The organism is Singulisphaera acidiphila DSM 18658 (assembly GCF_000242455.2).
GTDB classification, from domain to species: domain Bacteria; phylum Planctomycetota; class Planctomycetia; order Isosphaerales; family Isosphaeraceae; genus Singulisphaera; species Singulisphaera acidiphila.
This window is the reverse complement of record NC_019892.1, coordinates 8,863,103-8,878,274: the sequence shown is the minus strand read 5'-3', so window position 1 is coordinate 8,878,274 and position 15,172 is coordinate 8,863,103. Positions and strand designations below refer to the sequence as shown.

Below are 15,172 nucleotides of genomic sequence, written 5' to 3'. Positions count from 1 at the left end.
TCTGATTCGATTCCGAAGGCGAGCGGGGAGCGGTGAAGTTCCCCACTCGCCTGGAAGAAATCCCAAACTTGGGCGGGCCACCCGTCATCCGCTGCCTGAGACCGCCTTGAGGTCGGCCCGCTGGGTTTCGTAGGTTTCGCGATAGGCAAGCACGTGGGGGTCTGCCGCGATGCCCCACGTGGCGCAGGCCTGTTGGTAAATCGCGGGCCACCAGTTTTCGTGCTGCGTCAATCCCTGGTCGTAGACCGTGGTCCAGTTGCTCAGGACCTTTGACCAGCACTGGTCGCCATAGTCGATCGCCTGCTTTCGGTCGCCGAACTCGGGGATGTACCACTCCCGGCCAAGCGACGCATGGAGGACTTCGTCAGCCCAGTCGAAGTCCTGAATCGTGGCCATCAGCGGGTTGCCCGACTGAACCCCCACTTCCCACTCGTAGCGCTTGCCGGTCTTCGCCATCAACCCTTGTTCGATGAAGTAGAGCACCGCGTGCCGCTCGATCGGCGTACATTCGGTGTTTAGGCGGAGCGACCAGTTGTGGGTGATCCGGGCGGCTTTCCAGTCGATCCCGAGCGAGACGAAGCCCACTTCGCCCATCATCGCGTGCCGTGCTTCGTCCCAGAGCTGGCGGCTCATATCGCGGTAGTAATTCCAAGGTTTCCCCTTGGTTTCGTGAATGATGCTCGCCATCATCTCCGGCACGTCGATTTCGCGGAGCCGCTTGAAGAGCATCATCAACGTCTTGGACTGCGGGTCGAACGACGGGTCGTAGAGGAATGCTTCGGGGTTGACTCCCTGGTTGTAGAGATCCTGAAACCGCTCGTCGCGGCGGGGGACCGGGTCATAGCGGTAGGGGGTTGCCGAATGTCGCCGCGCGATCGCTCGGTCCAACGGTTGCATTGAGCCGTCGATCCCTCCGCTCACGGCCAGACAATCGTCGAGCAGCTTCGACCACAGCTCCATACCCCGGCGCGCCTCGTCGTCGACCAGGCAGGCGATGCTCTTGACGCCGAAGTCGATCATGTCCGCCAGTTCCAGCCGGGCGAAGCGGCAGACCCGCACCGAGGGAGCATCGGTGAGCGGGTTCGTGTCAGCCATGTGCCGTTCCAAGGCGGCGTCGAGGGCCGGCAGTGCCTTCTCGTAGAGCCCCACGAGCCGTTCCGTCGTCGTCGGGGCCGCGAGGATTTCGTCAAAAAGCAGCTCTAAGGCCGGATCAGGCACGACTTCCAGGCCCAACGGGGGCTCACGCATCTCTCCCACGCGGGTGCGGAGAGCCAAAACATGCTCGGAACAGAGGTACGCATGCAGGGAAAACGCGGTCTTGATTTCGTAAATCGGCTCGGCGGTGATCCAGGCGGTGAAAATCTCGTGGAGCCGGCGGAATGCGTAGTGAAACCGCTTGAGGCGGGTCACGCAGGCCTCGATTCCGAGTCCGGGGCGAGCCGCCTCGGTCAGAGTCGCCAGGCCCGCCAGGCTCGGTACGCCCCGATACGATTGATAGTCAGCGATCTTGCTCGACGCCGTCATCGGGCCGTCTCCCTCTCATTTGCCTAGACTGAAGGAAAATCCCATGCGGGAGAATGGAATCTCGATTATACCCAGACGCGGTTCCACGTCATGCGAGCCAGACCTGATTCTTTGACGAGCCAAGCGGATGTTGAGACGACTCCCTGGACAAAGTGAAGAAACCATTATAATTTCGTTAGCTGTCCCGCGAATTATGTCAACAAGAAATCGGTTTATGGCGATAATAAACATAGGCCGATCGGCAGTCGCTCGCCAGTTACTTAAGCTCCGAACTCTCTTGCCTTCGTGACGTCAATTGTCAACGGCAGTTGACAATTGCCCCAAGGTACGTCCCCAAGAAAGATAAAACGCAATGGTAATTCCCAATAATCCCCCGCCCCAACGTCAACAAAGCCGGTCCGCTAAATCGTCGATAACGCCCCTTTATTGCATCGTGGGTGAGACCCTCTGCGAGATTCGGATCTGGTCCGATGAGGAGTGGGAGCAACTCGATTCGACTGCTAAGCCTTCCCAAGCCAACCATGTTCCCGGACTCGGATGGGTCGGTGCCGTGCTTGGGCCTACCGACTTCAAATAATTCTCCATCCCTCATTCCACGCCTCCCGCCTGCCCTCGACATTTTCGGCTTTCTCGCTCGAAAGAGTGAGAAATTCAATTGATTCATTTTGCCTATCTTGCCCATAATGCCATCCGGTGGGTCATTTTAGGTGATCCTTCAAGGACGGGGCCGATTGATCGGGACGGACCGTTTTGAGAACGGATACCGCAGGGGTACAGAGTCGAGAGGATCCATCATGTCCGGGCTTCAATCGGGTCACGGCATTGCCGTGGCGTCGCTTTCCGATGATCTGGGGAAGACGGCGGTGGACAAGCTCCCCGAAACCGATTCGCGGGTTCGCCCTCGCGACCTTGCGGGTCGGGGGGTGTCGGGCGGAAATCAGGGTAGAGGGCATCGCCCCGGTTCCGTCGAGTCGTCCGCACTCGCCGAGCAAGAATTGCGGGAGGCGATTCAGAGTTACCAGGAAAAGAGCGGGCGTATGTTCCCGACCTGGAGCGAAGTACTCGAGGTGTTGCAGAGTCTCGGTTATCGCAAGCCTGGTGAAGAGAAGAACCCCTCAAACTCGCTGGATTGAGGGGGGATTGCGCGTTGTCGACCCAGGCTGTCCCTCTACTTGGATCACGTCCCGGAGGCCAGTGAGCAGGCGGGGATTCCCAGCGTGTGTTCACGGATCCTTGCGGGCATCCATCCGTCGACGGATGGTTTCGATGACTCGGCGCACGGTCCGTTCGTGCAGCCCGGTTTGCGCAGCGATTTCCTCAAATGTTAGTCCCTGTCGCCGAAGCTCGATGACTTCCGCTTCGCGGGGGCTTCGCCCTTCGAGGAGCTGGTCAAGTCGCTCTCTGGCCTGTGCATCCTGGCTGGGTGAAGGGTCTGAGGCGATGACTTCCCTGGGAATATCGCGATTCCCCCGACGGATGTAGAGAGGTTCCTCTCGCTCCAAGTCGTACTTCTGGGTGAGCGAACGTCGCCGGTGTTCCTCGTAGACCTTGTTGCGCGCCACCCCCGCGAGAAAACCGCGGAGATCGCGGACTTGCGCGAACCGCTCCGGATCGTGATTGAAAATCCGGAAAAAACTCTGCCAGACATCCTGGACAAAATCCATCGAGTCAAACTGGGACCGGAGTGGCCGAGGCAGCCGGACGCGAACCATCATCCGGATGTCGTTTTCAAAGCATTGCAGGCTCCGGATCGCATCCTGATCGCCCGACTTTGCCTTGTCGATCAAATCGCCGAGATTTTCATTGGTCACGTCGTCCATCGCCTTGCCCCTCAAACTTGTAGAGGCTGCACCGGCTCGACGGTGCGCAGGGCTAGGGGGCTCAATCATTGAGGTCCTTGTCGCGTTCCACACTCGTCACTATCACCCGGTGGTGGCGTATCTTACAAGGACCTTCCGAGGGCCAGATACCCCTGATGACAGATTGCCTCATCCGAAAAGTTTACTAAATAGAGGTCGGCGGAAAGTTTGGGCGTAGTGAGCAATGGCGATGCTTTTGTTAACAGGCCTTTGATTTATTCCTTCTGAAGCTCGGGACGGGGCAGAAAATTGGTGTCCGGCTCTGAGAGCCGTTTGCAACTGTCCTAATGGAGCGGATTCGAAAAGCCGACGGTTCATGATGATCACTTGGCGATGTTCGAGGCTCCCTGATCGGACGGCGGGCGTCCCGCGTCGATTGGAAGTGGCAACGCGTGTGAGTGCCGGAAGCGCAATGCCAGCCTGATGCAAAGAATTCGGTGATTGCCTCAAGGATCGGCCGCCACAGGCCGAACAAGGACTGACTCAGTCCGAGGCTTTCGGACCGTCTGGTTCGACGCACCAAGGAGTTGATGATGAATCGCATCGTTGCTCGATGCCGCGACGCCGTCCGTCGTATTCGGACTCGCGCGCTTTGCCCCGACGTGGAAGGCCTTGAAGACCGGAAGCTGCTCTCTACCGCCAACGGTGGACACTGGTACTACCCCATTCGGATCACTTACAGCTTCGTACCCGACGGCACCAACATCGGCGGTGTGCCCAGCAACTTGTTCCAGGCGTTCAACGCCGTGGCCCCCACGGCCACCTGGCAGGACCAGTTTCGGAAAGCGGCAGCCATCTGGCAGGCGGTCGCCGGCTTCAACATTGTCGAAGTCCCCGACAACGGTGCCCCGATCGGTGGGGTCGGCAATCAGCAAAACGATCCCCGATTCGGCGACATCCGCATCGGCGGCACTGCGATGCATCCGGCCTACCTGGGATACTCTCTGCTGCCGCCGCCGATCAACGGTGGTCCCGATGCCGGCGACATCGTGATGAATACCGCACAGTCTTGGAAGATCAACAACGACTACGATATCTTGTCGGTAGCCATTCATGAATTCGGGCACTCGCTGGGGATGGGCCACTCGGACATCGTCGCAGCGAACATGTACACTTATTACGCCTGGATGAAGCAAAGTCTCCAACCTGATGACATCGCGGGCATTCGAAACATTTACGGCGGGGTTCCGGCCGATCCGACGAACAACGCGACCGCGGCTACTGCCATCGACCTGACTCCGCTGATCGATGGCCAAGGCCGGATGTCTTATAACGCCGGGTATGTGACGAGCTTTAGCAACTTTGAGTGGTACAAGATCACGGTACCAAGCACGACGACGGGCACCATGAAGGTGACGATGCAGTCGTCGAACCTCAGTTCGCTCAGTCCTCGACTGAACGTCATCAACAGCTCCCTGGTGGGCGTCGGTCAGGCGATTGCCCAAAACGTCTACGGGGCGACCGTGACCTACACCGTGACCGGTGTCACTCCGGGCCAGACCTACTACATCCTGGCCCAGTCCGCGCAGACCGGCCCCGGCTCGAATGGCGCCTTCGGGCTGCTGGTCAACTTTGGCAACAGTTCGCTCGCCCCGATCGCTCCCTACAATACGACGGTGGCGCAGCAGCCCGATCAAGGGGTTAACGGGTGGATGGCGGAAACGACGCCGAAGCAGATGCGCAGGCTTCAGCGTCGGATGCTGGCTCGCCATACTCAGAATCATGGGGACGATGATCCCGGTCATCAAGTCATTGCCGTCAAGCTGGGCAAGGGCCGCCCGTCGTATGCCGATGCTTTGCTGGCTCCCCCACGGCGGCATTCCAGGCTTCCCCAACCTTCACGATTCCGCAAAGTTTGAGTATAAGCTGGCTAGTGTCGACGTCGTGCTATGGACATGGATTCAGGCGTGCGAGGTCGCTGCCTGACCGCTGCGCACGCCTTGTCCAACGCGAGAGTTCGCCCTCTCCGTACTACGGACGATCTCCCAGGAGGTAGGTCTTCAGGAAGAGGACTTCGACCTCCTGGAGATAGTCCTGATTCTTCTTTTTGGCAAAGCCGTGTCCTTCGTCCTTGGCGAGGATTGACCATACGGGCTGGCCTCCCCGACGTACTCGCGCGACGATCTGTTCCGATTCCGATGCCGGGACGCGCGGGTCGTTCTTCCCTTGCGCGACCAGCAGGGGGACCTTGATCTTATCCGCGTTCATCAAGGGGGAGATGGCCTCAAAAATGGCCTTTATCGCTGGGTCGCGCTCGTCACCGTACTCGGCCCGACGGAGGTCGCGGCGATAACCGCGCGTGTTCTCGAGGAACGAGATAAAGTTCGAGATGCCCACGATGTCGATCCCTCCCTTGAGCCGATCGCTGTAGTGGGTCAGCGTCGCCAGCGCCATGAAACCGCCGTAGGAGACCCCGATCACCCCCACGCGAGACGCATCCAGGCCGGGCTGCTTGGCGATCCAGTCGAGCAGGGCGCCGATGTCTTTGACGGAATCCTCCCGCTTCGGACCGTTGTCGAGCTTCAAATACGACTTGCCGTACCCTGCCGATCCGCGCACGTTGGGGAAGACGAGCGTGATTCCCAACTCTTCGATCAGGTAGTTGGTCCGGCCGAGGAACCCGGGGCGAAACTGTCCCTCGGGACCGCCGTGGATGTCGATCAGGACCGGACGCGGACCGGGGAACCGGGTCGCCGACGGCCGGTAGACGAAAGCAGGGATCGACAGGCCATCAAAACTGGGATAGTGGATGAGCTCGGGTTCGGCGAACGACTTCGGGTTAAGGCCCCCCGTCTCGCTCGCCGTCCAGCGCGACGAGGTTCCGCCGTCCAGGTCGAACGAATAGACGTCGGTTGTCGCCCGCGCTGAGGTCAGGCTGTACGCGAACTCACGCGAATGCCGGCGAAACTGAATCCCGCCAACCTGACCGGCCGGGAGCGCTGGTCCTGGCAACTCACCGCCGCTCGCAACGTCGAGGATGTGGATCCGGGAGATTCCGTTTTCGTTTGTGGCCAGCACGATCGTCGCGCCGTCGTCTGACAGGTCGAAGCCGTCCACGCCCCAGGGGATCTCGGCCGTCAGCGTGGTGGCCGTCCGGGTGGCCAGATCATACCGTGTCAACCGGCGGAATTCGGAATCGCGATCCGACGTCCAGTAGAGCGCCTTCCCGTCCTTCGACCAGCGCACGTCGGCATACGAGACCGCCGGTGCCTCGTCCGAGGCTTTCGGGGTGATCGCCTCGGTCTCTCCGGTTTTGACGTCGATTAAGTAGACATAGCTCTCATTGATTGAGCGATATTCGACGGCTGCGACGCGCTGATCATCGGGAGCCCAGTCCGCAACCATCCAGTCGCCGTCGACCTCCTTGAGCCGGCGGGCGGACTGAGGGCTTGCGGGGTCGACGATGTAGAGGTCCATGTCTTTGCTGTTGCGCGCGTTGCTGCTCCAGGCGAGCTGGTTCCCGGAGTTCGACCACCGCGCCGAGACGTGTCGCGAGCGGCCGTCACTGAGCCTCTTGTGCGATCCTTCCTTCGGATCGTCAAGGAAGAGTTGATAGTTCTCGGCCCCTCCCTGGTCGGCCTCGAAGAGGAACTGCTCATGCCTCGGGCGAGCGCTTGCTCCGAGAACGCGGTCGGCGAGGAAGGTCTGTTGGGTCCGCGCTCCTCCGGGGGTCGTGACGAGGTGGACCTGGTTGGTGTCGGCGAACCGGGTCGTGATCAGGACTTCCCGGCGATCGGCGAACCACCCTTGGAAGAGGGCGGTGCGGTGATTCTGATACCGCGACAACGATTCGGCAAGCGCCCGAGGGACCTCGGGCACACCCTCGGCGATGATCGAATCGGGCACCGATTGGCTGAAGCCCACCGTCGCGGTGATCGCGATCAAGGCGGGGCAGGCAAGGATCATGGATAAGCGCACGGGGGCCTCACTCCTTCGATCGTTTTTGAAGTGGCCGGTCGTCTTGTCTCAGTTGAACCAGATCGCGAACCCGAAGAATTCACCTCGAAAGACACGCAGGAGCCGAGACCAGAACTCCGGCTGGGTGACCGGGCCGACCTCGAGATAGGGGGCGGCGGCCGTTCCCTGGATCCAGAGGATCAGGTCCAACTCACGCGGTTCGGTGAAGACCCTGTGCAGGTTCACCGCCTTGTTGTCGGCCTCGCGCCAGAAGGGGACGAGCTTCTTGCCGGCGAGGATCGCCTCCGCTTCGTCGATGAAGCCGAGCCAACCCTTGAGCATTTCGCCGGTCACTTTACCGTTGGGAATGACACTGTTCTGCTTCGGGTTCGGGATCCATTCGTGGTCGTCATCGGTTTCGGCAAGGTAGGCCTTCCACGACTCCCGGCTGAGGGTCAGCATCGTTTCCATGTGCGTGAGCGCTGCGCCCATCCTCGCGGGTTCCTTCACCGGGAAGTGGAGCAGGTGGACGAATGCCAGGAGGTCGCCAATCAGGCCGACGTTGGGTCTGTTGTCACGCATCGGGTTGAGCCCTTGCGGATCGTTTTTCAGGAACGGGAACGGCGTCTTCGGCTTGGCGAAGAAGAGATGAGCCGTGTGGTCGAAGAGGAGCTTGGCGTCATGGGCCAGGTAGATTTCCGACACGCTCATCAAGAGGTGGCAATAGCCGCGTAGCCAGGCCACGTCGCCACGGTCGAAGGTGATCGGGAAGGCGTTCTCCTGCTCGCTATCAGGCCGGTTCTGCCCGGCTTGGCCGTTCAGGCGGGCGTAGATCTTCCAGAGTGTTTCGTCCTCGTTTACCTGGCCGTCGCCATCGAAATCGAGGCGGATGAGGCCGAAGCGGATGGGGAGTTTCACCGCATCGTCCCGGACTTGCCCGAGCGTTGCCTCGGCTTTGGTGAGATCACCGAGGAATTCCTCGAAGAGTTGACGAAGATCTTCGTAGGCGATCGGCTTCGGGTTGGGGTTCGCCGGGACCGGGATTCGCGCGAACGGGATCATGCCGCCGGAGAGGTCGGGTTGCAGCCCGTGCTGGTAAAACCCCTGGACCAGGTGCTCGACGGCCCGGACAAACTGGAGTGCGCCGAGGCCGAATCGGGCCTGGGCATCCTCGGGATGGGCCTTGAGAATGGCGTCGAGGGCTTTTTGGCCCCCCGCGAGATCGCCGGAGATCAGGTACTTCTCGGCGACGGGGCGTTCCTCAGCGGCCGTGGCCTGTGCCAGGGCGAGTGTGGAAAGCAGGGCGAAGGCGAGAGCGGTGCGCATCGTTGGCAGTTTCCAGATCAAAGGGGGGTGATGGGGATTCCGTGGACGTACCCCGGAAACAACACTCGTGTGACCGTTCACCACGCAATTTGCTCGAACAAGGCGCGGAGCCGTTGACCCCGGTTGGGGTTGAGGGCCGCCACGTAGGCGATTCGGCCGCGCAGGTGGGCCTGGAAGTCGGCATGGCCATCCCGGTTCTGTGACTGAGGGCTCTGCTTGATGCAGTTGGTCAGTGTGGCTTTCAGCCGGTCATAGTCCGGCCTGGGGACGTTAGGCCGCACGTTCAGAACGACGCCGGCCACGCGCTGGCGGACAGCTTGACGCATCGCCCGGGTTTTCCGGTGCTGGACCACGAAGCCTTCCTCCAGGGCGATAGCGCCGACCTGGGTCTGGAACCGTTCGACCGCCCGCGCCAACCGTTGATCGCCGGAGAAGGCCAGGTCGTCGGCGTATCGGGTGTAACGGGCCTCGACTGAGGTGGCGAGGGCCTGCAAACGGCAGTCGAGCCGATAGGCGCAGAGATTCGCGATTGCAGGGGAGGTCGGGGCGCCTTGCGGCAGGTGGGTTTGGCGGTGAAGCCGTCTCAGCCTCCAATGCTCGGGGCCCTGGATTGGGCACCTTGGATCGGCCCAGATGTCGGGCGGGACGCTGTTGGTGCAGAAGCCCGAGAGCAATCGGGCCACCGGTTCGGGATACCCGGCCGTTAAGAAAAGGGCGGTGATCCAGGCCGCCGAGATCGAAGGGAAGAAGTCGCGGAGGTCCATTTTGAGGACGATGGTCCGGCCGATGTGGGGCTCGACGTAGGTCCGTACCGATCGGCCGAGGCGGAAGCCGTGAGCGGCGTCATGAGGGGGGACCATCGCGACAATTTCGTCGAGCAACCTGCGCTGAATGGCCTTCAGGCGTGGTTTTGGAGCCTCGATCAAGCGGGCCGAGCCGGAGCGTTTCGCTTGCCAGCGATAGTGGTAGTGCCGGAGTTTTTCCGGGGACCCTCGGCCTTCGCGTGCCTGAGAATCCGCGAACCAGTCGAGTTCGGAGCGAGTCAGACCAAGTCGTTCGGCCAGGTCTTCCGGGGTCACGATGGCCGGGACAGGCCAAGACTCCGGCTCCCCCGGTCCGGGGCTCATTACCGGAGGGGGCCGGCGGCTCCACTCCATCGTGAGCTCGTACCGTTCGCGGACCCGGTCGAAACCGCGATCGTTGTGAATGAACCGTGCGATTTGCGCGGCCGGAGGACGCCGGCCATCATTGAAGGCGGCCAGCAGTCGGCGAGCCAGATGGCGGAGCCATCGCGGACGCCGGCCAAGCGTCTGTTCACCTCGGGCGACGAGGCCGTCGAGGTCCCAGACGCCTTCAACGAACGCGTTGGCCAGTTCCCGGACGATGAATTCGGCATTCTGGGTGGATAACAGCGGTGGTCGCCCCAACCAGTCTCGTCGGGCGTGAGCATTTCTACGCGAAGCGTAGGGCCGCTCACGCGCTGCGATCTCCGTGGAAGATGCTCCCCCGGGGTAGCCCCGGAGAGGTGAGACCCACCATCCGAAGACAGTGGTTTCACCCGCTTGGGGCGCCGCCGCTTGGGTCTCAAGCTATCGGCCTGATGTACTACTGTCAAGATATGAGGAGGGGGGATGGGAGACCGTCGAATAGGCGGGGAGGCAAAGCGATCGAGGCGGGTTGGCCGAGGGCGTGGTGGAGACCCTGGGCCAACCCGGCGATCGGAATCGGAAGCGGAGTTCATTTGGACCCGCTGCTCGGAGGGGAAGCTATGCGGGGGGGCTTAGCGGCTCTTGGTGGCCTGGAAGATGCCCCACTTCATGTCGCCCGCTTTGCAGAAGCCGTCCTTCATGGCCCAGCGGTCGCGCAGGTAGTTCAGGTCTTGCTCGCTGAACTCCTTGACGAACGCCTCGGGGTTGGCGGCCAGCCGGTCGGACTCGCGCTTCATGATGTCGAGGAACTTGTCGGTCGCGTCCTCGACGACCACGTCGACGAAGCCGGCCGCTTCGAGGAGCTTGCCGTAGCTTGCGGGGTCGAGCAGGTTGTAGCCGGTCGAGGCGACATAGGCCTGGAATTCGGGCGAGCCTGCGCCGATGCCTTTGGCGTAGTCGGTGATGACGAGCTTGCCGCCTGGCTCAAGCAAGTCGAACAAGCGGGCGAAGAGGCGGGTCTTGTCTGCGACGTGCATCAGGGCGTCGCGGCTCCAGACGATGTCGAACGTCTCGTTGGCCGGGATCTCCATGATGTCGCCGAGGAGGAACGTGGCGCCGGTGCCGTCTTTGAGTTCGGCGGCCCGTTCCTGGGCGATGGTGATCATCATGGGGGCGAGGTCAATGCCCGTGACCTTCGAGCCGTGATCCTTGGCCAGGTAAAACATGGCCCCACCGATGCCGCAACCGACGTCGAGCACCCGTGCTCCGGGGAGCAGTCGGCCCTCGAGTTTGGAGCAGAGGTAGAGGGTGGTCTCGTGACCTCCGGTGCTGATGTAGCCTTCGCCGAAGATCCTTTCGTATCGCAAGATCCCTTTACGGGTGTATTGACCGTTGTTGTCGTAGATCTGGGACGAGGAATCCGAAGTCTGCTGGGGCGTCATGGCGTGCCTTCGATTCGAGGATGACCGTTCTGGCAGGGGGGGATCGTCCTGTTGCCGACCCCTGCCGGCCAATCCCCTTTAAGAACGGGGAGGCCCCCGTCCGGGGGCGCGAAAGAAAGATTGTAGTTAGGTGAGACCGGTTTCTCCAAGCCCTTGCTTCCTGGATGAACCGCCTCTCCGCGTCTCTCAAGGGGCCGTCACGGGAACCCTGAGCTGTCTCCTAGCCTCGCGGTAAGCCTCGAAATTCTCGTTGGCGTAGCGGACGTAGTCGAAATCAATGTCCGAGGCCACCGTCTGGATCACGGCCCAGAGCGCTTCGCGCAGCGAGGACATCGTCTTGAGGATTCGGAGGTCGCGGAGGTCGCACTCGTTGACCGAACCCCTGTAAGCGCCGAGCAATGCGAGTTCCTGGGATTCCGAGAAGGCGTTGTTGGCGCAAACGCCCGCCAGGTCAAAGAGCGGATGGCCGATCCCGGCGTACTCCCAGTCGACCAGCCAGACGCGATCGCCGTTGTCTTCGACGATGATGTTGCCGGCCAGCAGGTCGTTATGGCAAAGGACCGGCACGTACAGGCCGAGTTGTCGGGAAAGGCGGCCGGCATCCTCGAGCAACCGGTCGATGTCGCCGGGCAACCGCGCGTTCAGCGCAGCGGCCGTCTTGGCGTAGGTCCGGGCGGTCTGAAACGGCGAGAAATAGAGGATCTCCCCGGTGAGCGCGTCCCAGGACTCGTGAAGCGTCTGCAAGACGGCGACCAGCCGAGGAATAAAGGCGAGGTCACGCACGTCCTCGGAAGCGAGGGTTCGGCCCGAGACGTGCTGGGTGACGAGGACCCCGTCTTCCTGGTGGACGAGTTCGGGGGCGATCCCGCAGGCGTGCGCGGCCCTATGGCAGACGACCTCGTTGCGGCGGTCGATCCCGAGCAGCGTCTTGTCCACGCAGAGCCGCGCCACGTACAAATGGCCGGCGTCGCTGACCAGGTAATTGTGATTGGTGATGCCACCTGGCAGAGGCTCGATCGTGACCGGCCGGGTCCAGTACGAGAGGGTCTGAATGCGCTGGGTGTGGATTCGATCGGTATTCATGGAATGGTATCGAGCCGAAGCGTCGTGATCGGGCGAGCATGCCAGCGACATCAAACACCTTTTGCGTGTGGTCAACGAATGGTCGAGAGCTTGGTTCCGCTGCCGTCGCCTGTCCCTTTGATCTCCTGGATCCGAACGTTGCGGAACTCGATCGTTCCGCCGTGGTTCTGAAGGCAGACGTACCCTTTGAGCGGCTTCTGCTTGAGCTCTTCGATGGTGGTTTGATCGACGTCGATAATCTCCTTGCCGTTGAGCGTGACCTTGACGTGGGGGCCGACGCATTCCACGTCGATCCGGTTCCACTCCGAGGCGGGCCTCATGGCGCTTTCCTTGGGAGCGACGTACCGGTAGAGCGATCCACTGCTATGCTTCGTTGCCGGCAGGCCCGCGTCGTCGGTCAACTGGATCTCATAGCTGTAGATCGAGGGCCGCGTGGCCTTCGAGCTTTTGGGGTCGAAGACCCGCGTGCGGATTCCCAGGCCGCTGTTGCACTTGGGAGCCATCCGGAACTCGACCCGGAAGATGAAATCGGCGAACTCCTCGCGAGCGTACCGCAGGAAGCCGAACCCCTTCCCGGTGCAGAGGATCTCTCCGTCCTTGACGCTCCAGACCGGCCTGGTTTCGCCGTCCTTGACGAAGTCCTTGACCCCCTCGGCGACCCACCCATCCAGATCCTTGCCGTTGAACAGATCCCGGAAGTCCTCGGCAACCGCCGGGCCCCCGAGTAAGACGAGCAACGAGGCGGTCGCGACCCATCGAACGCAGAACATGATTTCGATCTCCCGTTCGGCCGGATTCAATTCCCTAACGGATGACTGACGCGCAAGAATTCCTCTTTTGGCTGCGAGGGGGCTCCCGGCATACCTTTGTTGCTGTGAAGGTATGCTCGGATCGAGACGAGGAGAGTCGTTGTGCCAGCACGCCGTCAATTCCTGACGCGGGGCGTGCGGCACACGGAGAAACGGATCATATCGTAGCGGTTCGCGAAAGGGAATCTCGCGAAGGTAGCGAGGGCAGGAAGTTTGGGGTCGCTGGCAAGTTCGCCCCGAACCCGGTTCCCCCCAGCAGTTGCATTCCCTGAGATCGCGGGCACCCCGCTTTCAACTCCATTTGTCTTGATTCCCCTGGGACCGCGGGCACCCCGCTCGCATTCAATTTCATTTGAGGTACGGGCTGGGTGTCTACGCTTCCGGGGAGTGCAAATGGAAGCGTTTGCTCAGGCGTCGATCTCGTACCCCTTGCGCTGCTCGCGGCCGAGCCACTTGTTGGCGTCGGGGTCGCCGACGATTTGTTCGCTGACCGGGTCCCAGGTGAGGGACCGTCCGAGCCGGAGCGCGATATTGGCGAGGTGGCAGGTGGTGAGCATTCGATGATGCGAAGCGACGTCGGAGACCGGTGTGGCTCGGTCGCGGACGCACTCGATGAAGTTGCCCATGTGGCTGTCGAGCCGCTTGCCTTTGCGGAGCGCGATCAAGGCCGACTCGGGGATCGGGTTCTTGTCCAGTTCGTCGACGGGTTCCCCTACCAGCTTGCTACGACTGACGAAGAAGCTTCCCTTCTCCCCCTCGAACTCAACGCCGTTCTCCGTGTCGTGGCGGATTAGCAACTCGACGTCGTTGGGGAAGAGGCAGCGGACGAGGAAGGCGGTGGCCGTGTTGTACCGGTCGTCCACCATCGGCATCCCGTCCTTGAAGGGGACCGGGTGCTCGGCGGAGAGAACCTCGACCGTTTTGGGGCCGGATTGGTCCATGCCGATCGCCCATTGGGCAATGTCGACGTGGTGGGCTCCCCAATCGGTCATCTTGCCTCCGGAGTACTCGTACCACCAGCGGAAATTGTTGTGGCATCGTTCGGCGATGTAATCAACCTTGGGTGCTTGGCCCAGCCACATCTCCCAGTTGAGTTCCGTGGGTGGTTCGGTCTTGCGAAACGTCTTACCTTCGTCGGGCGTGGCGCCGATGACGCAGGTCACGCGCTTGACCTTGCCGATCCGCCCGTCGTGGACCATGGCGACGGCCGTCAAGAACCTGTTCTTGTCCTCGCTCCGTTGCTGGGTGCCGACCTGGAGGATTCGCTTCGTCTCCTCGACCACTTTGCGAAGCTGTTTGCCTTCGTCGATGGTCAGGGTCAGCGGCTTCTGGCAGTAGACATCCTTGCCTGCGCGGAGGGCGGCGATGGCAATTCGCGTGTGCCAGTGATCGGGCGTGCTGATGGTAACGATATCGATATCGTTACGGTCGAGCAGTTTACGGTAGTCTTCGTAAATGTCGGCCTTGCCGTTGCCGATGGTCTTCTCATCCCTTGCAAACTCGGCGTGTTTGCGGTCGACGTCGCAGACCGCCAGGATATCGCCGTACCGCTTGACCGCCTTGGCATCGCCTCGCCCCATGCCGCCAAGACCGATGCAGCCGACTCGCGGCCGCTCATTCGGCGACCTGGTTTCGTCGGCCATGGTGCGCCCCCTGGGATTCACGTACGGCAGGAGGATCCCACCGGAAGTCGCGGCGGCTGAGGCTCGCAGGAAGTCGCGTCTCGTCTGTCGGCTCATCGACCAAACCTCCAAAGTGGAGGGCGGACCGGTCGTCCGCCCGGGTGGGGGAGCGGCGGGGAGAGGATCGCGAGCACATCGCGAATCCCAAAGAGTCGGTCTTCATTAGGTGGTGACGGCCGTCATTATAGCGAACGCTTGCGTTCGGGATGAGAGGGGCGATTTTGCCGCGCCGACGCTTTCTTTTGGCCATTGAATCCCTGTCAGGGATGGCTTTCCTCGTGTGGATGGCCGTCCTGCATGGAAGCCTTTCCCTGGGACCGCGGGCGAGGGCACCCGCGGTCCCAGGAAAAGCCAAAATTATTTGTGTGGTGAGTGCTCATCTCGTTCCTGAATTTAAAGGTG

At 61.6% G+C, this 15,172-nt stretch carries 11 protein-coding genes; 2 read left to right on the top strand and 9 right to left on the bottom strand.

The window, feature by feature from the left end; genetic code table 11:
• Positions 1-84 precede the first annotated feature (84 nt).
• The gene (locus tag SINAC_RS34415; RefSeq protein WP_015250150.1) at positions 85-1,524 is read right to left on the bottom strand and encodes a hypothetical protein; all 1,440 of its coding nucleotides are present in this window, start codon (positions 1,522-1,524) and stop codon (positions 85-87) included.
• 794 nt (positions 1,525-2,318) lie between these two features.
• Here SINAC_RS34415 and SINAC_RS34410 point away from each other — a divergent pair.
• The gene (locus SINAC_RS34410) at positions 2,319-2,657 is read left to right on the top strand and encodes a hypothetical protein (protein WP_015250148.1); all 339 of its coding nucleotides are present in this window, start codon (positions 2,319-2,321) and stop codon (positions 2,655-2,657) included.
• Positions 2,658-2,747: 90 nt separating this feature from the next.
• On the opposite strand, the gene SINAC_RS34405 is transcribed toward SINAC_RS34410, so the two are convergent.
• The gene (locus SINAC_RS34405; RefSeq protein ID WP_015250147.1) at positions 2,748-3,344 is read right to left on the bottom strand and encodes an RNA polymerase sigma factor; all 597 of its coding nucleotides are present in this window, start codon (positions 3,342-3,344) and stop codon (positions 2,748-2,750) included.
• Positions 3,345-3,913: 569 nt separating this feature from the next.
• On the opposite strand from SINAC_RS34405, the gene SINAC_RS34400 reads away from it, so the two are divergent.
• Positions 3,914-5,242, top strand: coding sequence for a matrixin family metalloprotease (locus SINAC_RS34400; protein WP_237722710.1), 1,329 nt, complete (start codon positions 3,914-3,916; stop codon positions 5,240-5,242).
• A 112-nt stretch (positions 5,243-5,354) separates the two neighbouring features.
• On the opposite strand, the gene SINAC_RS34395 is transcribed toward SINAC_RS34400, so the two are convergent.
• The 7 genes from SINAC_RS34395 to SINAC_RS34365 all read right to left on the bottom strand — a co-directional run bounded on the left by SINAC_RS34395 (position 5,355) and on the right by SINAC_RS34365 (position 14,827).
• Positions 5,355-7,301: a S9 family peptidase gene (locus SINAC_RS34395; protein WP_015250145.1), complete on the bottom strand. Its 1,947-nt coding sequence runs from the start codon at positions 7,299-7,301 to the stop codon at positions 5,355-5,357.
• 48 nt (positions 7,302-7,349) lie between these two features.
• Positions 7,350-8,606, bottom strand: coding sequence for a hypothetical protein (locus SINAC_RS34390; RefSeq protein ID WP_015250144.1), 1,257 nt, complete (start codon positions 8,604-8,606; stop codon positions 7,350-7,352).
• A gap of 77 nt (positions 8,607-8,683) precedes the next feature.
• Positions 8,684-10,033: a reverse transcriptase family protein gene (locus SINAC_RS34385; RefSeq protein WP_015250143.1), complete on the bottom strand. Its 1,350-nt coding sequence runs from the start codon at positions 10,031-10,033 to the stop codon at positions 8,684-8,686.
• A gap of 353 nt (positions 10,034-10,386) precedes the next feature.
• Complete coding sequence (locus tag SINAC_RS34380; RefSeq protein ID WP_015250142.1) at positions 10,387-11,196, bottom strand: methyltransferase domain-containing protein; 810 nt, start codon at positions 11,194-11,196, stop codon at positions 10,387-10,389.
• Positions 11,197-11,382: 186 nt separating this feature from the next.
• The gene (locus SINAC_RS34375) at positions 11,383-12,279 is read right to left on the bottom strand and encodes a choline kinase family protein (protein ID WP_020466538.1); all 897 of its coding nucleotides are present in this window, start codon (positions 12,277-12,279) and stop codon (positions 11,383-11,385) included.
• Positions 12,280-12,350: 71 nt separating this feature from the next.
• Positions 12,351-13,049, bottom strand: coding sequence for a 3-keto-disaccharide hydrolase (locus tag SINAC_RS34370; protein WP_015250140.1), 699 nt, complete (start codon positions 13,047-13,049; stop codon positions 12,351-12,353).
• A gap of 446 nt (positions 13,050-13,495) precedes the next feature.
• On the bottom strand, positions 13,496-14,827 hold the full coding sequence (locus SINAC_RS34365; RefSeq protein ID WP_015250139.1) for a Gfo/Idh/MocA family protein: 1,332 nt from the start codon (positions 14,825-14,827) through the stop codon (positions 13,496-13,498).
• Positions 14,828-15,172: the final 345 nt, after the last annotated feature.

Coding starts and splice junctions, on each gene's coding strand:
- SINAC_RS34415 (WP_015250150.1), bottom strand. CDS start 1,524: ATGACGGCGTCGAGCAAGATCGCTGACTATCAATCGTATCGGGGCGTA.
- SINAC_RS34410 (WP_015250148.1), top strand. CDS start 2,319: ATGTCCGGGCTTCAATCGGGTCACGGCATTGCCGTGGCGTCGCTTTCC.
- SINAC_RS34405 (WP_015250147.1), bottom strand. CDS start 3,344: ATGGACGACGTGACCAATGAAAATCTCGGCGATTTGATCGACAAGGCA.
- SINAC_RS34400 (WP_237722710.1), top strand. CDS start 3,914: ATGATGAATCGCATCGTTGCTCGATGCCGCGACGCCGTCCGTCGTATT.
- SINAC_RS34390 (WP_015250144.1), bottom strand. CDS start 8,606: ATGCGCACCGCTCTCGCCTTCGCCCTGCTTTCCACACTCGCCCTGGCA.
- SINAC_RS34380 (WP_015250142.1), bottom strand. CDS start 11,196: ATGACGCCCCAGCAGACTTCGGATTCCTCGTCCCAGATCTACGACAAC.
- SINAC_RS34375 (WP_020466538.1), bottom strand. CDS start 12,279: ATGAATACCGATCGAATCCACACCCAGCGCATTCAGACCCTCTCGTAC.
- SINAC_RS34370 (WP_015250140.1), bottom strand. CDS start 13,049: ATGTTCTGCGTTCGATGGGTCGCGACCGCCTCGTTGCTCGTCTTACTC.
- SINAC_RS34365 (WP_015250139.1), bottom strand. CDS start 14,827: ATGAGCCGACAGACGAGACGCGACTTCCTGCGAGCCTCAGCCGCCGCG.